16 protein-coding genes and 1 pseudogene are annotated in these 19,579 nt (G+C 38.4%); 5 read left to right on the top strand and 12 right to left on the bottom strand.

Going from position 1 to position 19,579, the window contains the following annotated elements; all coding sequences use genetic code 11:
- Positions 1-7: 7 nt before the first annotated feature.
- The 7 genes from ACJJVZ_RS09810 to pyrC form a co-directional block, all read right to left on the bottom strand.
- Positions 8-625, bottom strand: a complete 618-nt coding sequence (locus tag ACJJVZ_RS09810) for an energy transducer TonB (protein ID WP_007583869.1) — start codon at positions 623-625, stop codon at positions 8-10.
- Entirely contained in the window at positions 625-1,029 is a 405-nt protein-coding gene (locus tag ACJJVZ_RS09805; protein WP_077537659.1) for a biopolymer transporter ExbD, read from the bottom strand. Before ACJJVZ_RS09805 ends, ACJJVZ_RS09810 begins: the two co-directional genes overlap by 1 nt.
- A gap of 14 nt (positions 1,030-1,043) precedes the next feature.
- A complete protein-coding gene (locus tag ACJJVZ_RS09800; RefSeq protein WP_077537658.1) occupies positions 1,044-1,568 on the bottom strand; it encodes a MotA/TolQ/ExbB proton channel family protein in 525 nt (174 codons plus the stop codon).
- Complete coding sequence (locus ACJJVZ_RS09795) at positions 1,568-2,932, bottom strand: MotA/TolQ/ExbB proton channel family protein (RefSeq protein ID WP_405600064.1); 1,365 nt, start codon at positions 2,930-2,932, stop codon at positions 1,568-1,570. Before ACJJVZ_RS09795 ends, ACJJVZ_RS09800 begins: the two co-directional genes overlap by 1 nt.
- A 6-nt stretch (positions 2,933-2,938) precedes the next feature.
- Positions 2,939-3,709 (bottom strand): DUF3450 domain-containing protein, encoded by a 771-nt coding sequence (locus ACJJVZ_RS09790; protein ID WP_077537656.1) that lies wholly within the window; start codon positions 3,707-3,709, stop codon positions 2,939-2,941.
- A gap of 1,207 nt (positions 3,710-4,916) precedes the next feature.
- Positions 4,917-5,120: a cold-shock protein gene (locus ACJJVZ_RS09785; RefSeq protein WP_138584805.1), complete on the bottom strand. Its 204-nt coding sequence runs from the start codon at positions 5,118-5,120 to the stop codon at positions 4,917-4,919.
- Positions 5,121-5,513: 393 nt separating this feature from the next.
- Positions 5,514-6,566 carry a dihydroorotase gene (gene pyrC, locus ACJJVZ_RS09780; protein WP_405600470.1) on the bottom strand — a complete coding sequence of 351 codons (1,053 nt, stop codon included), beginning with the start codon at positions 6,564-6,566 and terminating at the stop codon, positions 5,514-5,516.
- A gap of 242 nt (positions 6,567-6,808) precedes the next feature.
- Here pyrC and ACJJVZ_RS09775 point away from each other — a divergent pair, with 242 nt between their 5' ends.
- From ACJJVZ_RS09775 to ACJJVZ_RS09760, 4 genes and pseudogenes are all read left to right on the top strand, one after another.
- Positions 6,809-9,178, top strand: a complete 2,370-nt coding sequence (locus ACJJVZ_RS09775; RefSeq protein ID WP_405600061.1) for an EAL domain-containing protein — start codon at positions 6,809-6,811, stop codon at positions 9,176-9,178.
- A gap of 689 nt (positions 9,179-9,867) precedes the next feature.
- Entirely contained in the window at positions 9,868-10,755 is an 888-nt protein-coding gene (locus ACJJVZ_RS09770) for a LysR family transcriptional regulator (protein ID WP_077537653.1), read from the top strand.
- 54 nt (positions 10,756-10,809) lie between these two features.
- Positions 10,810-11,133 carry a hypothetical protein gene (locus ACJJVZ_RS09765; protein ID WP_405600059.1) on the top strand — a complete coding sequence of 108 codons (324 nt, stop codon included), beginning with the start codon at positions 10,810-10,812 and terminating at the stop codon, positions 11,131-11,133.
- A gap of 191 nt (positions 11,134-11,324) precedes the next feature.
- Positions 11,325-11,840, top strand: a pseudogene (locus ACJJVZ_RS09760) (YdcF family protein); the annotation flags it as partial.
- A 20-nt stretch (positions 11,841-11,860) separates the two neighbouring features.
- Here ACJJVZ_RS09760 and ACJJVZ_RS09755 read toward each other — a convergent pair.
- Positions 11,861-12,613 carry a Nif3-like dinuclear metal center hexameric protein gene (locus ACJJVZ_RS09755; protein ID WP_405600057.1) on the bottom strand — a complete coding sequence of 251 codons (753 nt, stop codon included), beginning with the start codon at positions 12,611-12,613 and terminating at the stop codon, positions 11,861-11,863.
- A gap of 150 nt (positions 12,614-12,763) precedes the next feature.
- Between ACJJVZ_RS09755 and ACJJVZ_RS09750 the strand changes: the two genes are divergently transcribed.
- The gene (locus tag ACJJVZ_RS09750; protein ID WP_096792834.1) at positions 12,764-13,120 is read left to right on the top strand and encodes a hypothetical protein; all 357 of its coding nucleotides are present in this window, start codon (positions 12,764-12,766) and stop codon (positions 13,118-13,120) included.
- Between the two features lie 112 nt (positions 13,121-13,232).
- Here ACJJVZ_RS09750 and ACJJVZ_RS09745 read toward each other — a convergent pair whose 3' ends face one another.
- The 4 genes from ACJJVZ_RS09745 to ACJJVZ_RS09730 all read right to left on the bottom strand — a co-directional run bounded on the left by ACJJVZ_RS09745 (position 13,233) and on the right by ACJJVZ_RS09730 (position 19,382).
- Positions 13,233-16,412 (bottom strand): amidohydrolase family protein, encoded by a 3,180-nt coding sequence (locus ACJJVZ_RS09745; protein ID WP_405600054.1) that lies wholly within the window; start codon positions 16,410-16,412, stop codon positions 13,233-13,235.
- 105 nt (positions 16,413-16,517) lie between these two features.
- Entirely contained in the window at positions 16,518-17,342 is an 825-nt protein-coding gene (locus ACJJVZ_RS09740; RefSeq protein WP_008138451.1) for a M90 family metallopeptidase, read from the bottom strand.
- Positions 17,343-17,517: 175 nt separating this feature from the next.
- Entirely contained in the window at positions 17,518-18,156 is a 639-nt protein-coding gene (locus ACJJVZ_RS09735; protein ID WP_405600469.1) for a chloramphenicol acetyltransferase, read from the bottom strand.
- Positions 18,157-18,341: 185 nt separating this feature from the next.
- Positions 18,342-19,382, bottom strand: a complete 1,041-nt coding sequence (locus tag ACJJVZ_RS09730) for a Leu/Phe/Val dehydrogenase (RefSeq protein ID WP_405600051.1) — start codon at positions 19,380-19,382, stop codon at positions 18,342-18,344.
- Between the last annotated feature and the right edge of the window lie 197 nt (positions 19,383-19,579).

The following is a 19,579-nucleotide window of genomic DNA, read 5'->3' as shown; positions in this document are numbered from 1 at the left end:
CGCCTCCTTAGTTGCCTTGGTTAAGTTTAAAGTCTAATTGAACTTGTAAACCTGGTTGTTTTTGTGGTTTTCCGTCAATGATCTTAGGACGGTACTTCCACTTACGCAATGCACGTTTAGCTTCACGGTCAAAGATACGTTTTGGATCGGCGTCAATTACTTCAACGTCAGTTACTCCACCTAGCTCATCAATTGTGAATGAAAGTTGAACCCAACCTTCTTTACCATCACGTGCTGCTTGCGTTGGATATTTTGGTTCTATACGAACGATAGGTGTCGCATCACCATCTCGTCCAAATGCACCAGGACCACTTAGTCCACCTGCCGAACTACCAACATCAATGCTTCCCATATTAAATGACATAGCACCAGGATTTGGATTATTATTCTCCGGCTGTGGCGGCTGCGGTTTAGGCGGCTGCTTTGGCGGTGGCGGAGGCGGAGGCGGTACACGCTTCCTCTCCTGCACCTTAGATTCAGGCGGATTCGTCATTATTTCGACTATGATCTGCTCTTTTTGTTCCGTATTACGGTCAGCCCCACCAGAGATGAGAAATGCCATGAAGTAGAACAAGCCGAAAGTAACTGCCCCACCTGCAATCAGTGAAAACAGAAAACGAATCATTACTGATCTCCAGCTATTGAAATTCTCAGGTTATCACCCGTCGCTTTAATCTGGTCCATAACTTTAACCACTACACCGTGTTTTGCTTCTTTATCAGCCTGCAAAATCACAACTTCAGTAGGTTGCTCTGCTAATAAACTCTCGATCTTTGCTGAAATACGTTCAACATCAACTTGCTGTTTATCTATCCAGATTTCGCCGTTACTACGAATCGCAATAAAAATATTTGCATTTTTTTGCTTAGTAGCTTGGGCTGCTTTTGGTTTATTGACCTCGATACCAGCTTCTTTAACGAACGATGTAGTTACGATAAAGAAAATAAGCATGATAAATACGATGTCAAGCATCGGTGTCATATCTACCGCTGCATCTTCTTCTTCACGAAAACGTTGTTTACGTGCCATATTTAATTCTCTCTCTAGTGATGAGGCATACTATCTATAAGTTTGGCTTTCACCATTTTAGCTTTTGTCTCAAGACGTGAACTAAAAAACACTCCAGATAACGCCGCAACCATTCCAGCCATTGTCGGTATTGTTGCCATTGAAATACCTGATGCCATTAAACGTGCGTTACCAGTACCTTGACTAGCCATAGTTTCGAAAACCGAAATCATGCCAGTAACAGTACCCAGTAAGCCAATTAAAGGACAAACAGCCACCAATGTTTTAATCAACAACATACGCGCATCTAACTTCTCAGATGCTTCAGAAATCCATGCTTCACGAATTCTATGTGCGTACCAAGACGTAGTGTCTTGGCGGGCATCCCACTTTGCTATAATTTCTTTCGCTGTGCGAGGAAACTCTGCAAGTAAGAACCAATAGCGCTCAATCATTAAAACCCACATAAGAAAGAGTGCCATTGCGACCACGTATAAAACCTGGCCGCCTGTGCCAACAAAATCCCTGATAGATTCCCATATCTCCATCAGGACTAGCATTAGGCTTTCTCCTTCTCCGCGTGAGTAGCAACGATACCCGCGCTTTGCTCATCTAGGATGTGTAATACCGACTTACTACGACCAGCTACTAAAGCGTGAAGTAGAATTAGTGGTAGTGCAGCAATTAGACCCAGCGCTGTTGTAACAAGTGCTAGAGAGATATTACCGGCCATGATCTTCGGATCACCCGTACCGAACAATGTAATCGTTTGGAACGTCAAGATCATACCTATTACTGTACCTAAAAGACCTAGTAAAGGTGCAATTGCAGCAAGAATCTTGATTATATTGATACCAGCTTCGATGCGTGGCGTTTCACGAAGAATAGCCTCATCAAGTTTAAGCTCAAGGTTTTCAACATCTTGATCTTTGTTATCATGGTACACTTTAATAATACGACCCAGTGGGTTATTAGTATTTGGTGTAGCAACATTTTTAAGCTGGCTCTTAATCTTACTTGTAGTAAGCGTAAGGTCAACAAAGCGAATAAGAGTAATTAGCATACCTAAGCCTAATAAAGCTGTGATGATATAACCAACTACGCCACCTTGATGGAAGTATTCCATAAGTGTCGCTTTTTGAGTATTGATACGTAAAATCGCACCACGAGTCGGATCGATGTAAACACCAGCGTAGCTATCTGATGATGTATTCTCAAGCGCTGTGATACCGTCTAAAATATAGCTATCAGGCTGTTTACCTAAAGGTTGGATAGACTTTGTCTCTGGTGAATAAATCAAGTAGCCATCATCTGTAACTAAGTTAAAGTTACCGATACGCGTTACTTTTTTCATTGATGGGTTACCATCAAGACCAGCAACCTCTGTTTCAAAAGTTGAAACTTTAGCTGATTCAGTCATCTCAGTTTGAAGTGAAATCCAAAGTTCTTCTAATTCGCGAACTGTTGGAAGTTCTTTAGCAGCTGCTAATGAACGTAGTATTTCTGCACGGCCAGGCTTTTCAGCACTAACTAGTGATGCTTCAATAGAACCAATAGCGTCTTGAGCTGCACGACGTACAACACCAAACATTTCACCTAAAGTACCTTGAGCGCTTTGAAGAGCTTGCTCTTTTTCAGCTAAAGTATTTTCGTTTTGTGCATACTGTTTTGCAAGGCTAACACCACGAGCTTTTTCTGAAGCAAGTTGGCTTTTCGCTTTGTTAAGTAATGCTTGCTTGTCAGCACGTTCTGATAAGAACTCTTGCTCACGTTGCTTGTTAATTTTACCTTCAGAGATACGCTCTTGCTTAACTTGCTCAAGAATTTTATCTAGAGCTCCAGTATTTGCATGTGCATTAAGCGCGGTACCTGCAGAAACAGTTAGTACTGCTGCAACAGCAAAACCTTTAAATAGTTTCTTCATTATTGATTACTCCGCGCCAAAAATTGGTAGTTTAACAAGTTCTAATGTCGCTTGCTTACGCGCCATACGAATCACTTCTTTAACAGGTTTTAGGTATTCTTCACCTAATTCTTTCCACTGTTTCGTGTTGTTATCCCACACCCAAGCATGTTTCAAGTCAAAAGACTGAGCAACGTAAGTGATACGGCCTAGTTGACCAATATCAACATTAATGCTTTTACCATCAACTTCGAGTGTACCTTGCGAAGCTGAAACCAATGAGCTGTATGCTGTTTCAATTGTGTATGCTTCAAGTACTTGACGGAACTTTTCAGACGTCGTTACAGACGCAGAGACCATTATTTCACGAAGTCTTTCTACACGTGCTAAACGTGTTTCTAGATTAAATGGAACGTCCGCTTTGATGAATTGCTCAAGCGTATCGATCATGCGATACATCAAAGGCACAACGTTTTGTTTAGTGCCGTCAATAGTCGCTATTTGACGATCAAACGATTCAATCGATGCATTTTGGCTATCAACCAAACGTGACACGTGATCGTTATACACTTTCATAAGTTCAGTCTCATCAACAATACCACGGTACTCAGCGATTAGCTCTTGAGTTTGACCGTATACATTGTCAATTTTAGTTTGAGACTTAACAGCAGCCTTTTGAATTTTTTGACCTGCTTTTTGCACGTCATTCAAAGGATCTGCAATCACATTGCTGCTTGCAAATGCAAATGCGCCAACCAACGCAGTTGCTACAAGACTCTTTCTGATTTTAACAGACATAGTTCCCAACCAATTAAGTAATGTTACTTTTATAATTTAATTATCCCCCATAGGGAACAACCCTGATATCTTTTAATAGATATCAACCTTCCAATAATGCTAAATGCAATAAGCGCTGTCAACTTGATGTTTACCAATCAACGTAAATAAATATCCCACCTCAAGGCTACATTAAAGTATTAACACTTAAATATTAACATTATTATAACCAACAACTTCACTAACATTGCGACTAAAGCCTTTGAACAGGTATGTTCATATTAATTACCTTCATAAAAAAAAACATAAATGCAACATTTAGATAAAACTGAATTTTAACTAAAAAAAAACAAAAATAAATATACGCATATATTAAAAAAGTTATCTTTCAGAGAATATCTTTACTTTTTTACTCATTTAAAACCTTTTATCTTAAAAAATAAACACTCTATCGCACAATAAAACATCTCTCAGATATTTTTTATCCATTCACATACCCAAACTCAATATGAAGCCTAGCACTTAGGATTATACAAGGAGTAAATAAACTCAAGCTTGAATAATAAACCTCTCTCAAGTGGCTAACTATTAACACGTGAATTCGCTTTACTATCTCTAAAAATCACCTATTAAAAAGTACCAAGGATATTTTTAATAGGTATGTTAATAAACTTAGTAAGCAGAGTTTAGGCTAAATAATGAATAAAGAACTACCTGATAAAAAAGATATAAAGGAATAGTTAATAACAAGACAAAATTACAATATATAGTTGTTCTATCATGAGCAATTTTCAACCAACCTGCTTATATATGGGGTCTATTTAATGTTAAGAAAATCACGCTAGAACTAGGCAAAAATTTTTATATCTAGTTGTTCTAAATACGAAGTTTTTAACGACGTTATAGTGCAATTTAATTCGTTAAATTGATCAAAGATTTATGCAGTTTGGTATTACTTAATTCACTAAAATGATCGTATAAGAATAAAGTTATTATATTTCAAATCTTACTTTGCTTACTCGGATGATTTTGTGAGTAACTTTGTAAATATTGAATTGAGTACAATGCAATGCTGCTAAAAAATGTTAGACGATTTTATAGGCATAAGAGAAGTATATTGAAAAATGTTTAATGGCTTTAAAATAAAATAATAAGGAATATTAAGAAGGGGAATTATGGTGAAACAGATAACTGTTTCACCAAGATGAACGAAGGTTCACATAATAAATTATGCTGCTTCTACGTTCTCAGCTTCAGGGCCTTTTTGACCTTGCTTGATGCTGAATGTCACTGCTTGACCTTCGCTAAGAGTGCGAAAACCAGAACCAGTGATTGCGCTGAAATGTACAAACACGTCAGGACCATTTTCTTGTTCAATGAAACCAAAGCCTTTAGCTTCGTTGAAAAACTTTACTTTACCAGAAACCGACATACTAAATTTTCCTGTAAGTCAATAATTAAAATTCAGCCACATAATTATGGCAATATCCTCCCTGAGTCATGCTCAAAAATATGGAGGTACAGTACAGGAACAAGTAATAACCTAACCGGTAACCTTAAACGCAGCACAATATCCGTAAATTCAATACATAAAAACTCAAAGCGAGATAAGATTAACACATTATTTTTCTTTTCGCTCTATTAATTGAATAAATATTTATTATAAATAGGTTCTTGCTTTGAAACATATTTAAATGACTATTATGCAAGCAAAAGTAATCGTTTTTATGATTAAATATTATTGAAATATTTAATCATAAAGTGCAAATATCCCTATTTATTTTTTTCAAAAGCCATTGGTCAAGTGGCTCTTAATCGCGATTAATTATTTAACTGACCAATTAATCGTATCTTCAGCTTTAATAGGTACCACTTCAGCGTCACCTAAAGAGTAGCTCGCGGGTACTTTCCACGGTTTTTTTTCTAATGTAATGGTATCTGTGTTTCTTGGTAACTCATAAAAATCTGGGCCGAAGTGACTTGCAAAACCTTCTAGCATATCTAATGCATTTGCGTCTTCAAATGCTTCTGCATAGAGCTCAATTGCCGCATGTGCGGTATATGCGCCAGCACAGCCACAAGCAGCCTCTTTTTTATCTTTATAATGCGGAGCTGAATCTGTTCCTAGAAAAAACTTTTTATTTCCACTTATCGCAGCAGCCATCAACGCTTGCTGATGAATATTTCGTTTCAATATCGGTAAACAATAGTAATGAGGGCGGATCCCACCCGCTAACATATGATTACGGTTATACAGTAAATGATGCGCTGTGATTGTTGCAGCAACATTAGCTGGTGCATTTATTACAAACTCTACTGCATCTTTGGTTGTAATATGTTCTAGAACAATTTTAAGTTCAGGAAAATCACTTACAACATCTCCAAGAACTGTTTCTAAAAATACTTTTTCACGATCAAAAATATCGATAGAAGAATCGGTTACCTCACCGTGAACTAATAAAAGCATACCCATTTCTTGCATTGCTTTTAACACTGGGTAAATATTTTTAACTGACGTAACCCCCGAATCAGAGTTAGTTGTCGCGCCTGCAGGATATAACTTAGCTGCAACTATCTGAGAAGTTGCTTTTGCTTTTTTTATTTCTTCAGGTGTTGTTTTATCAGTGAGGTACAACACCATTAATGGCTCAAAATTACCTTGTGGTTTAACTGCCATAATACGCTTTTTGTATGAAAGTGCAGTATCAGTACACGTAGCCGGTGGAACTAAATTTGGCATAACAATGGCGCGACCCATATAGCGACTAATATCGCGCACGGTATCCTCTAGCTGATCGCCATCACGTAAATGGACATGCCAATCATCAGGGCGAGTGATCGTTAATGTTGTTACTGAACTTGTGTTATTACTTGTCATCATCTTGTTCCACGGCTGAATTTATCCGATCATAGGCATTTGATGTTTTCGAGTAAAGATTTTATTAAAAAATAATCAGTTAAACTGGCCAGCCTCTTTCCCATAATTCAAGATACAGCGAGGAATAATGACTAAGGTTTACAGTCACCAAAAAACATTCAGCGTTATATTTTGTAGAATCGTTAATATTAAGTTAAATTAGTTCCTGAATTAACACATAATAAGAAAAATACTAATTGCCTATGTCGAACAAAATCGATACAAATAAAGCGCTTGAAATTAAAACTGAACAACTGAGTATAATTAACCAGTTTTCATCAAGCTTGTTGCAGCTTGATACTCTTGAAGAGTTGTTTAAATGCGTCACCACAGAAGTGGTAAATAGACTCGGTTTTGTTGACTGTGTTATTTATCTTGCAGATGAATCAACGCGTACATTAAATCAAGTTGCCTCTATGGGTATCGATGACGAGCGATATAAATACCGAGCGCAAAGAAAAAAAATTAATTTTAACGAAGGGATCACAGGCTTTGTAGCCACAAATGGGGAAGCTATTATACTCGGTGATGTAAGTGCAGATAACCGTTATATCGCAGATGAGCGCCCTGCCCAATCAGAACTATGCGTACCACTTATATACAAAGAGCGTATTTTAGGTGTGATAGACTGTGAACACCCAATAAAAGATTATTTCACAAATGCTCACCTTGAAATATTAACAACTGTTGCGCACCTGCTCAGTGCTAAAATTAATCAAGTCAATACCGTTAGTAGCTTACAGAAAACAGTCGTCCAATTAAATGACGCACAAAAATTAGAAAACAGCCTTTTACAAATTGCTAACTTGACTTACGAAGCCAGTAATTTAGATGTTTTTTTTGAGTCCTTACATAATATTATTAATAGTCTTTTAAGAGCAGATAATTTTTTCATTGGGCTCTATGATAAACAGATCGACATTCTTGATATAGTTTATATTGTTGAAGAAGGTATCCATACCAACACCCACCAAAAAATAGCAAAGAATCAATTAAAAGACACCGCTTCATATTACTTACTACAAAATGAACAGACGCTGCTTCTAGATAAACAACAATATATGCAGCACATTGAGCAAGGCCATTTTAAAATGGTTGGCAGGCAATCTGAATCTTGGCTTGGGGTTCAGTTTAAAACGAACGAGCGGATCAGTGGTGTTATTGTTATTCAAAGCTATGATAGTAACTTACAGTACAATGAACACGACGGTGCGCTGTTAACTTACGTCAGTCGTCAAATCAGTATGGCGCTTGACAGACAATTAACTCGCCAAGAACTTGAACACCGAGCCCTACATGATGAACTTACAGGACTTGCCAACAGATCATTATTAATAGAAAGAATTAAACATGCTACATTGCGCTTAGCAAGGGCAAAAAAAGGAACTTGTCATGCACTTATGTACTTGGATTTTGACCGATTTAAGAGCATTAATGATTCTCTGGGTCATGAAGTCGGTGACCATTTTTTAATTAAAATATGCGAGTTGATCAAAAGTACGGTACGTAGTACTGATACATTTGCACGTTTAGGTGGCGATGAATTTGCCATTTTCATGGAAAATATTACCCATAAAAATCAAGTCAACGAAGCACTAAGGCGCATCCAAAGCGTTCTTTCAAAACCGCTCAATGTCGATGGGCATTTATTACAAGCATCAACCAGTATCGGTATCGCATATAGTGACAAAGTCGATGATGAAGCCTATGTGCTCTTACAACAATCCGATGCAGCCATGTACGAAGCTAAATCGACTGGCCGTGGGCAAGTTAAGTTTTTTAATAATACCATGCGAAAAAAACTTAAAACGCATGCAGATATAGAAAATGACTTACAGCACGCAATTGAACACAACGAGTTTGAACTTTATTTTCAACCTATCTTCACTATCTCTACTGGCGACATTGTTGGTTTTGAGGCTTTAGTTCGCTGGCATCATCCCAATAAAGGCTTCGTTTCACCTAATGACTTTATTCCGATCGCTGAAACCACTGGCCAAATTATAAATCTTGATTTGCACCTACTTGATTTAGCTGCGCAACACATTTCAGATTGGCATCAGCAAGGGTATCGCTTTTTAAAAATTACCGTTAACGTATCATCTCGTCATTTTGCAAGCCTTGATTTCGTCGCGCAAATTCATGCTATATACAATAAATATCAGCTTCCTTTAGGCTCTCTGTGCTTAGAAATTACAGAGTCTGGCTTAATCGAAAACTTAGCGCTAGCTACTCAAATTATTGAAGGTTTATCGCCTTTAAAAGTAAGATTATGCTTAGATGATTTTGGGACTGGTTATTCCGCATTAGGTTACCTGCATCAACTGCCTATTCATGTTCTAAAAATAGATAAAAGCTTTATAGATCACCTTCAAGATTCAACCAATCCTTTAGTAGAAGCCATTTTATCGCTGGCACAATCGTTAAAGCTTGCCGTCGTTGCTGAAGGAATTGAGACTGCCGAGCAGTTAGCTATATTACAAACAACACAATGTGATTTTGGCCAAGGCTTTTTAAAATCTAAACCTGTCACAGCAAAAGAGGCTATAGCACTTATCGATAAGCCGCTATAAAGTGCCAGCTTGTAAATCACTGCCGGTATTACTTAAGCAGACTCTGGGTAATAAATTTATCTCAAACAGCTATTTCAGCGCTAACTGCGTTGAAAATCCAAGGTTAGAGAAAAATAAGTTTAAATATCATTTTGGTTCACTATGGTAGTAAACCTTTTAATCGAAGTGCAGGTTACTTACTATTTTAGTTTTTCACTTGATACATTTTTTACCGACAAAAGAGGTACTAAAATTGTGTAATCGTTGCAATGACAGGTACTCTAATAATTGTTCAGATAGTTAAAAACTAAGTTATACCAACCTGCATAAATCTTTGATCAATTTAACGAATTAAATTGCACTATAACGTCGTTAAAAATTTTTTATTTAGAACAACTAGATACAAAAATTTTTGCCTAGTTCTAGCGTAATTTTCTTAACGTTAAATAGACCCCACATATAAGCAGATTGGTATTAAAGCAAGCTATTCCATAACAGATATATTTTCAATATCAAACATGAAGTAAACTCATCTACAACTGTTCCAATCAGTTTTTTAATTACGTAAAAAATTAATTTTTTTAATATTTAATCTATTTATAATAAAAACCCCTTCATTTAGCCATCTAGACGTTGAAACGCATTCTATATAGAGGTAGTATGTAGTTAATCTGAGCTGTATTTACTTTTCCCCATGAGAATTTTTAAAGATGATTGGTATTAAACATTTAAAAACCATTGCAACACTAAAAGAAACCGGTTCCTTGGTTAATACAGCACGAGAGCTATTTTTAACACAGTCAGCTTTATCTCATCAAATCAAAGATTTAGAGAACAAATTAGATTGCCAATTGTTTGAGCGTAAAACTCAGCCAGTGCGATTTACTCCACAAGGCATGCTATTGCTTGAACTTGCACACGAAATACTGCCTAAGGTAGAAGCAACTAAGTGCCGATTAAAAGAAAGTTTAAACCAGCCGATTTCTCAACTTAGCTTGAGCGTAGAATGCCATGCGTGTTTTCATTGGTTACTACCAACAATAAAAGAATTTAATAACTTTTGGCCCGATATAAAAATTGATTACGAACGCGGATTTAGTTATGACGCTATTCCTGACTTACTAAGCGATGAACTCGACTTAGTTTTGACGTCTGATATACGTGAGCCAGATAAACTCGAATACGCCCATTTATTCGACTTTAAACTCAAACTTATTGTCGCTCCAGATCACGATTTAGCAAAAAAGGCCTATGTCACCGCACTTGACTTAAAAAACGAAACCATTATTTCATACCCTATTCCACGTGAACGCCAAGATATTTTTAAACACTTCATTCAAAATGCACGGTTTGACGGCACGTTAAAAACGGTGGATCAAGGGCTACTTATTTTTCAATTAGTGAGTGCTGGGATGGGCGTTGCTGCATTACCTGATTGGTTAGTTACCCCTTATGAAAGCCAAGGCTTAATTAAGTCTATTCCGCTAGGAGCACTTGGGCTTACTCGCCCTATGTATTTAGCGATGAAAAAAGACATGAAAGATAACCCTGTTTATCGTCACTTTTTAAATACGTGTAAGCTAAATAACGGTCGATAATCATCAATATAATAAGTAATATCGCTGTAATTAACCCTACAGCGTTTAACTCTTATGTTTGGTATTAAAAAAATGATTGGTGGCTTACTTATGCCACTACCTCTATTTGGTTTATTTGCGTGCCTGATGCTCCTACTCGCATTTAAAGGCCGCAAATCAGCTCTCTTCTTATCTACTTTAAGTTTAATTGTATTACTTGCATTGAGCACCCCCTTTATCGCCAATCTAATTATCCAAAATAATGAACCTGCGTCGCTTGCATTTGACACCCTAAAGCATCCAAAAATAGATAAAATAGTGGTACTAGGGCGTGTTGACCTTTGTGGATTGAAATTTGTTCAATCTAGGGGTGATTTAATCGCGGCGCGAGGTTTGTAACCTAGTGGGCTAAGTAAAAACCGAGCAACAAAGAGTTAATCGCCCCTAGAAAGAACCCAAAGGGCAGCGCATGTTTGGCATTTATGCTGTGTTATCGCCTATTTATGGGGAATAACCACATCACATAGTCGCTGCCTTGCCTAAATGCCAAACATACGGCTGCAAAATTAATCACGAAAGGTCAACACGCCCTAGGTTGCGGCATAAACCCAAACCCAACACTCAGTGCAAACAATCAATTAGGTAATTGTGCGCTAACGCGCTTAGTAGAAGGTGTAAAACTTGCCAAGCACTACCCTAATGCAGAGCTTATAGTTTCAGGCGGGGGTTATCAAAATACTACTAATAGCGGGCTTATGTATCAAACAGCGTTGAGTTTAGGAATTAATAAAAGCCGTATATTCCAAAATCCAAAAGCAATGGATACTGGTGAAGAAGCTAAGTTACTGGCATCAAAATTAGTCGACTTTAAAGTTGCACTAGTAACATCAGTACTGCACATGCCACGTGCAAAAGACTTATTTAATGCCCAAGGTATTGAAGTCATAACCGCAGCCACTGATTATCATAATTTTGCTGCACTGCCGTGGAGCAAACAGTTTATTCCTAATGCCCAAGCTTTACTCGTTGTCACACAATATAGTCACGAAGTAATAGGAAGTATTTGGATAGATATACGCCGTTGGATAAATCCAGAGGCGCTTTAATTCCCACTACAAAGCTGATACTAAACAGGATTATCTATATCTATAAATGTCACATCAAAACCATGCTCTTGCGCTAATAACTCACCCAAAGCTTTTACACCATAGCGCTCTGTTGCATGATGCCCTGCTGCAAAAAAATCAATGTTTTGTTCACGCGAACTGTGTATTGTTTGCTCCGATGCCTCACCCGTTAAATACGCATCAATGCCTTGATCTGCAGCTAAATCAATATACCCTTGTCCACCACCGGTGCACAGCGCTATTGATTCAATCTTAGCAGCGCGGACTAAACTGGTAAGCGGTGTGCGATTCAGCACTTTTGCGATTTTTTCTGCAAATTCTTCACCTGACAGCGGCGTTTTTAAACGCCCTTTCATCGCCACGCTATTTACAATAGGTTCAAGACCAGCTTCTATTTCAATATCGAGTAACTTTGCAAGTTGCGCGTTATTACCTATTTCAGGGTGAACATCAAGTGGCAGATGATAAGCGAATAAATTAATATCGTTTGCTAATAATACGCCTATACGGCGTTTTTTCATTCCCGTAATTGGTTGAGATTCTCCTTTCCAGAAATAACCGTGATGGACCAAAATAGCATCCGCTTTTTGAGCTATTGCTGCATCAATTAATGCTTGGCTTGCGGTTACACCCGTCACAATTTTTTTTATCTCGTTTTTACCCTCAACTTGCAAACCATTTGGGCAAAAATCTTTAATTGTATGAGGTTTCAAAATGTCGTTTAATAGTTGGTTAAATTCTCGACGTTGCATATAACTTACCTTACTAAGCACTGAATTTTGTGCAAATTTTGGCGTTTATGGCGTAAAAATGAAAGGAAAATCGCAAAAAATTGAAAAACTGATTCAAAATAGGTATAAATACGTCTTCTTTATCTGTGTTCACAACGTATAGGGTCTCTGATGAGCAAACTAGACAAAACAGAAGTGTTATCTGCCTTTGAAGCAGCGTACGAAGCTGCCAATGGTAAAAAACCTGAAATCACAACTAAACCTGGCTGGTACAGCATCGATGGCGGTAAAAATTTACGCCTTGCTGATTTAGTAGAGCTGACTGAAGAATTAAGCTCTGGTAAAACAACACCAAAAGCGCCTGCTAAAAAAACTAAAACCAAAGCGGCTGCGCCTGTAAAAGCACAGAAAAAAGCCCCATTCACTGTTGTTACCGAAAATGAAGAAGGTTACACAGCGGAAGAGCTTTGGATTGTGATTTTAGCTCGTAAAGATCATGACTGTCGCTTACCGCGCGGCGTTGTTTAATCAACGTTTATGATTTTTAAAAGAAACCGCGTTAAGCGGTTTTTTTATGCCTGCTGTTTTCAAAGCTAAAAAAAGCGGCTATGTAGCCGCTTTTTTAAAAGATTAAAATAAATTATAACTTTTCGAAGTAAAGCGGCTGGCGTTCTTTTTTGCCCACTTCATTCATTGTCTCTGCATTGAATAATCGACCATTGATCATGGTGTAATCCACTTTATCCGAATCTCGAATATTTTTAAGCGGATCGCCATCTATAACCATTAAATCAGCCAGTTTGCCCACTTCAAGCGAGCCTACGTTTTTATCAAGCCCTAAATACTTAGCCGGATCGAGTGTTGATGCGCGTATTGCTTCAAGCGGTGTCATTCCACCTTGTGCAAACATCCACATCTCCCAATGTGCGCCTAAACCTTCACGCTGACCGTGTGCACCTAAGTTAACGAGCACACCTAAGTCTTGTAACTCAGCTGCTACTTTGGCGTTGTTGAAGTGGTTATAGTGATGATCGGGCGCTTTAATACGACGCATAGAACGTGGTAATAATTGATTTTTAGGCACAAATTTACTTAAACGCGGGTGATTCCACACATCAGTTTTATCGTACCAGTAGTTCTCACCCCAAATGCCACCATAAGCGACTACAAGAGTTGGCGTATAACCAACATCACTTTGCGACCATAACTGCTTTATATCGTCGTAGATGTGCTCTACAGGGATTGAGTGCTCAATACCTGTGTGTCCATCTACAATCATACTCAAATTATGTTGTAATAATGAGCCGCCTTCAGGTACGACCATCATTTCAAGCTCTCGGCCTGCCTCAATAACTTGTTGGCGCTGCTCTCGGCGTGGTTGGTTATACGATTTAACACTAAACGCCCCTACTTTTTTAAGGCGCTCTAAATGAAATTTAGCATCATCAAGTGAGTCAATATGCGACGTATAACCTGCCATATTTGCGCCATACAAAATAGTACCGGTTGAGAAAATACGCGGGCCAACGATCATGCCTGCTTTTTGCATTTCACTCGCGGTAAATATTTCAGAGGTATCGTTTGATGGATCGTGAATTGTAGTGACACCTAGCGCTAAACCTGCAAAGTTTTTCCAATTTTGCTCCGGTATAATTTCATCGCTTGCTTGCGAGCCATGAGCATGGGCATCAACAATACCAGGCATAATTGTTTTGCCTGTTACATCAATAACCTCAGCACCTTTAGGGATGCTTATATCGCTGGCTGAACCAATTGCTTTAATATGCTTGCCATCGGTGATAATAACACCATTTTCAATAACCTTTTCGCCGTCCATAGTAATAATTTTTGCACCAGTAAGCGCAATCATGCCTTTAGGCTCTGCCATTTTTTTACTGAAACCGATACTATCGCCACTTTTCACTTCAAAGTCGGCATCTTCGGCTTTGTTGATAGCAAACATGCCATCAAGGCTTGCATGATAAAGCTCAGGCCCTAATGTCCAATAAAGCGTGTTGCTCTTAGCGCTCCAACTAATGTTTTCACCCGCACGCACCGATAGCTGCTCTATAGGGAACTGGCTATCTTTAGGCCCAATATTAATTGTTTTGCCATTTTCGACAAAGGGAGTCACAAATACTTTAAATCGCTCAGCAAACGCTAAATATTTGCCATCTGGTGATACTCTAAATTCTGTCGCATGTTCTGACTCGTACAGTTTACGAACTTTCTTACTTTCAAGCTCAACCATACTCAATGTGGGTTTTGGCCAAGGACTCATAATGTAAACGCGATCGTTTGCTGCACCAAATTGTGGTTGATAACCACTTTTTGAAATAAGTTCACTCTTTCCGCCTTTGGTGCTTACGCTGTAAACACCTGGATTAAGTGACCATTTAGGATTTAAAATACTGCCGCCAGTGGCTTTACGATAAACAACCGTCTTTCCATCTGGACTAAACGTTGCCTCTACATACTTGCCTGGCTGCGTAGTAATGGTATCGCCACGACCACTGCGAGCAGACACAACACGAACTGTGCCTTGCTTGTTATCATCCCATGTGGTGTACACTATTTTTTTACCATCGCGGGAGTACTGCGGAAATAATTCGTAATGATCAGTTTGCTTTGTTAAACGCTTAATTTTACCCGACTCTAAATCACGTTTATAAATATGCCCAAGCGCTTCAAAAATGGCCGTTTCGCCATCTGGGCTTACCTGCACATTTCGCAGCATTTTTACATCAAACTCATCAGTATCTAAGTTTTGTGTAAAGCGCACCGCTTTTTGGATTTTTTTAGTCGTTTGCACTTTAAAAGGAATGGTTTTTATCGATTTTTCAGCAACATCTAATGTGTGAATTGTACCACCAGCCCAAAATACCAGCTCTTTGTTATCTGGCGTCCATGCAATAGTAGGATAAACCCCATGAATAGCCCATGTCTCTTGCATGTCACGCTCAAGCTTATCGTAAAGCTTAGTGTGCTCACCGCTGGTTAAGTCATATAAATAAAGACTAGTTTGAAAATCATCGCGTTTTATATAAGCAAGCTTTTTGCCATCAGGTGACGGCGTTGGTCTTATAGCACCACCCATGCCATCAATCACGGTTTCAATTTCGCCCGTTTCGCGGTCGTAACGTTTAATTTTATAAATACCCGCTACAGAATCCTTTGAATAATGAAAGGTTTTACCGGGTGTTGCATCATGCGAAAAATAGACATATCTGCCATTAGGTGAAAACATTGGCTCACCTAAATCTTTTTGATCGTTCTCGCGTTTTGTCAGCTGTACACCTTTACCGCCTGCTTTATGGTACAACCACACCTCACCCGCACCCAGTGAGCGGCTAGCTGTAAAGTGTTTACGCGCAACTAAATAGTCACCATCAGGACTCCATGCAGGGCTATTTAGTAATCTAAAAGTTTCGTCGGTAACAGCGTGTTGATTTTCGCCATTTAAGTCCATTATCCAAATGTTATCGCCGCCACCTTGATCTGAGGTAAACGCAATATTTTTGCCGTCAGGGCTAAAGCGAGGTTGCATTTGCCATGCAATATCAGAGGTGAGCTTTGTGGCTATGCCGCCACTCATTGGCATAGTATAAATATCGCCAAGTAAGTCAAATACTACCGTTTTACCATCTGGGCTTACATCAATATTCATCCAAGTGCCTTGCTCAACGCTAATTGCAGCATCAACAAATTGCCCTTTAGGTGAATCTACTTGCCATTTTTGTTCATCTTTTTCAACGGCATTCACTTGCCCTATCGCTAATGACACTGATAGCGCCAATACTGTATGAAGCATTTTTTTCATGCGTTTCTCGCTTGTTATTGTTGCAGTAAAAACTATTTCATATGATTGCAACAAAAACAGGCAAGACTTACCAGTGTTATATGATAAAGCGCGGTTTATATAAGTTTAATGCCAAACTATAGGGTCAAATTGATAGTAATTAACGAGCATACTATAAATTTCAGGATCGTATCGGCGCAGCTCTGCGGGCTTTTCAAGGAAGGTTTCGGTAATAACAGCAAAAAACTCAGCTTCATTAGTTGCACCATAGCTGTGAATAACGTGTGGCATGCTATAAGCAACATGACTTTTCAACTGCGTAAACGCGCGGCTAAATACGCGACCCCACTCTTTGTAATCTGCTGAGCTTTTTAAAAGTGGCGTGCCTGTTGTTTTTCCTGTTTCTTGATCCAGTTGATGCGCAAATTCATGAAAAACTAAATTATGTCCATCACTTGGCAAGCGGTTACCTTCAAGCACGTCATGCCAACTGAGTACTAGTGTGCCGCCAGGCCAAGACTCACCAAGCCTTACCGCATTATGGTAACTCACAAGCCCTGCACTGTCGCGTGTTGATTGCGGGGCGTAATAAGCACTTGGGTATAATAAAATTTCTTTTACATTTTTATATAACGGCCAAGGTTTATTAAGCACTAATACACACGCATCAGCGGCTACAATTAACTTCATTGCGGGTGTCAATTTTAAACCATCACAACCAACAAAGCGTTTTTCGTTTAAAAACCACGTTATGTGTCGCTCTAATTTTTCTCTGTCGGCATCGGTCATTTTTTTATAGATAGGCATACAACGCAGTAAAATATCTTTTTGCTGTGAATTTAAAGCAAAGTCTTTATATTTACTGCGCCATAATCGGTTTTGAATTGATGGCCAGCGCCAGAAAATCACCACAAAAAGAATTAAAACAACAATTAACAGTCCATTTATCATGGGGATTTCCTGAGCTAAGGTATGCTATATAAATATGTCCAGCGAACGTGCTTTTCAAGCATACAAGGTTATGTATTTGAATATAAAGTAATTCACATCGCATTGCTTATAGATTTATTATCCAGAGTTCAGGTTAATTACTGCTTTGCACTGCAGTCAAATGACGTATTTAAAGTTAACCTTTGTAAAAGGTATCAAATGTATTCTGCAATGTGTTTATAAACTTTGCTACGTGCAAACCATCCATTAATGAATGGTGTACATCGATAGCTAAAGGCATTGTACCGGTGTGTTTATCAAACTGACCAAATACAAATTTAGGAATACCTAAACTCTCACCTTCACTAAATGCATGCGAAAACGCACTAAAATTCAGCCACGGCAAAACAGAAATATGAATTAAATCAGCTTGCCCCTCCGTTTGGGCAAACGCATCAGAAAATAACGGCTGTAATTTCGCTTTTGTGCTTACATCACTTGCATGATCTGCAAACTCTTTAAAATCGCTTGCGCTATTAAAATAACTAAAAACAAATGTATCGTTTTCAGTAAGCTCAACCACACTTGCACGCACATTGTTAAGTAGCCATGGTTGATTATCGATTATGCGTAACATTATTGAATCGTACGACTGGCATGCTTTTAAGGTGCAATATACATATGCTTGAAAAAAAGAAAATTGATTGGTTTTGCAATAATCATACAGTGCTTGAACATCTAAACGCACACACACGTTAAAATAAGGCTGAGAAAAGTGTTTAAATAATTCAAAGTGTTGCTTTCTAGGCCAATTATCTAAATCGATAGGCTGCATGAGAGAAGTTGAGGAAGTCATAATTTGCCGCACAAAATTAAAAATAAAGTGTACCGCTGTTCAATAATAATTGCATTAGGGTCTGTTGATCTTTCAAGGTTAAATCTGCAAAGATCAACACCCCTTAACTTACAGATAAACAAAGGGTGTGCAATTGCACACCCTTATATAAATTCGGACTTAGATTACAGACCGTTTTTAATGATCTCTTGTGCTAATTCGTCAGCAATTAAATGCGTTGATTTTTGCTCTTTTTCACTACGAGCAAAAATTTCAGTTAACGTATTAAAAATACCTTCTACATGCTTATTAGAAGCATCGCTGCTGTACCCTTCTGGTGCGGTTTCGTAATAAACATTAATAATACCACCGGCGTTAATTACGTAATCAGGCGCATATAAAATACCTTTTTCACGAATAACTTCACCGTGACGAGACTCTGCCAGCTGATTATTAGCACAACCTGCAATAATAGTCGCTTTTAAACGCGGTATAGTTAAGTCGTTAACCGTTGCGCCTAATGCACACGGTGCATAAACATCAACATCTAAGTCGTAAATGTCGTCAATACCAACCGCCGTCGCGCCAAAATCACTTACTACGCGATCAATTGCAGCTTGGTTAATGTCAGTTACAAACAACTCAGCGCCTGCATCGGCTAAATGCTTACATAAACCATAAGCAACAGCACCTAAGCCTTGAACAGCTACTTTAATGCCTGAAAAATCTTGGTGTCCGCGTTGATGCTGTAGCGCTGCTTTAATTCCTAAAAAAGTACCGTATGCTGTAAAAGGTGATGGGTTACCACTTTTACCTTCAAGCCCCAGTACGTAATTAGTTTCTTTATTCATCAAAGCAACATCAGCACACGTGATGTTTACATCTTCGGCTGAATAATAACTGCCATTTAATCGCTCTAATTGACGACCAAATGCACGAAATAACTGCTCAGATTTAATTACTTTTGCGTTACCAATAATTACAGATTTACCGCCACCAAATGGTAGACGCGCAACTGCATTTTTATAAGTCATGCCTTTTGATAAACGTAGTACGTCATAAACAGCATCTTCGTCATTCGCATAATCCCACATTCTACATCCGCCAACGGCTGGACCTAGCTTAGTATTATGTACAGCAATAATAGCTTTTAAACCCGACTCTTCATCAGAACAAAAAACCACTTGTTCATGGTTATCAAATTCAACTCGATTAAACACAGCCACTTAAAATACTCCGAAATAGTTAACCCGTGAGAGGGTATGCGCGCTGGAAATTGACGAGACTTTATCACTTCATATTCGTGTTCGCTACACTGACAGAAGATAAAACCAATGAAAAAACACCATTGAATTAAATAATCAAATTTAAACTTTTAAGTAGATAAAAAATCCATAAAGCGGCGGTTAGTAAGTCTTAAAAA

Source organism: Pseudoalteromonas sp. Ld19, assembly GCF_045064135.1.
Classification (GTDB): domain Bacteria; phylum Pseudomonadota; class Gammaproteobacteria; order Enterobacterales; family Alteromonadaceae; genus Pseudoalteromonas; species Pseudoalteromonas aliena.
The sequence above is the reverse complement of the archived record's forward strand: the minus strand, read 5'-3'. Positions and strand labels throughout refer to the sequence as shown.

Coding starts and splice junctions, on each gene's coding strand:
- ACJJVZ_RS09805 (WP_077537659.1), bottom strand. CDS start 1,029: ATGGCACGTAAACAACGTTTTCGTGAAGAAGAAGATGCAGCGGTAGAT.
- ACJJVZ_RS09785 (WP_138584805.1), bottom strand. CDS start 5,120: ATGTCGGTTTCTGGTAAAGTAAAGTTTTTCAACGAAGCTAAAGGCTTT.
- ACJJVZ_RS09740 (WP_008138451.1), bottom strand. CDS start 17,342: ATGATAAATGGACTGTTAATTGTTGTTTTAATTCTTTTTGTGGTGATT.
- pyrC (WP_405600470.1), bottom strand. CDS start 6,566: ATGACAAGTAATAACACAAGTTCAGTAACAACATTAACGATCACTCGC.
- ACJJVZ_RS09795 (WP_405600064.1), bottom strand. CDS start 2,932: ATGAAGAAACTATTTAAAGGTTTTGCTGTTGCAGCAGTACTAACTGTT.
- ACJJVZ_RS09790 (WP_077537656.1), bottom strand. CDS start 3,709: ATGTCTGTTAAAATCAGAAAGAGTCTTGTAGCAACTGCGTTGGTTGGC.
- ACJJVZ_RS09745 (WP_405600054.1), bottom strand. CDS start 16,412: ATGAAAAAAATGCTTCATACAGTATTGGCGCTATCAGTGTCATTAGCG.
- ACJJVZ_RS09800 (WP_077537658.1), bottom strand. CDS start 1,568: ATGCTAGTCCTGATGGAGATATGGGAATCTATCAGGGATTTTGTTGGC.
- ACJJVZ_RS09775 (WP_405600061.1), top strand. CDS start 6,809: ATGTCGAACAAAATCGATACAAATAAAGCGCTTGAAATTAAAACTGAA.
- ACJJVZ_RS09810 (WP_007583869.1), bottom strand. CDS start 625: ATGATTCGTTTTCTGTTTTCACTGATTGCAGGTGGGGCAGTTACTTTC.
- ACJJVZ_RS09765 (WP_405600059.1), top strand. CDS start 10,810: ATGTTTGGTATTAAAAAAATGATTGGTGGCTTACTTATGCCACTACCT.
- ACJJVZ_RS09750 (WP_096792834.1), top strand. CDS start 12,764: ATGAGCAAACTAGACAAAACAGAAGTGTTATCTGCCTTTGAAGCAGCG.
- ACJJVZ_RS09770 (WP_077537653.1), top strand. CDS start 9,868: ATGATTGGTATTAAACATTTAAAAACCATTGCAACACTAAAAGAAACC.
- ACJJVZ_RS09755 (WP_405600057.1), bottom strand. CDS start 12,613: ATGCAACGTCGAGAATTTAACCAACTATTAAACGACATTTTGAAACCT.
- ACJJVZ_RS09735 (WP_405600469.1), bottom strand. CDS start 18,156: ATGCAGCCTATCGATTTAGATAATTGGCCTAGAAAGCAACACTTTGAA.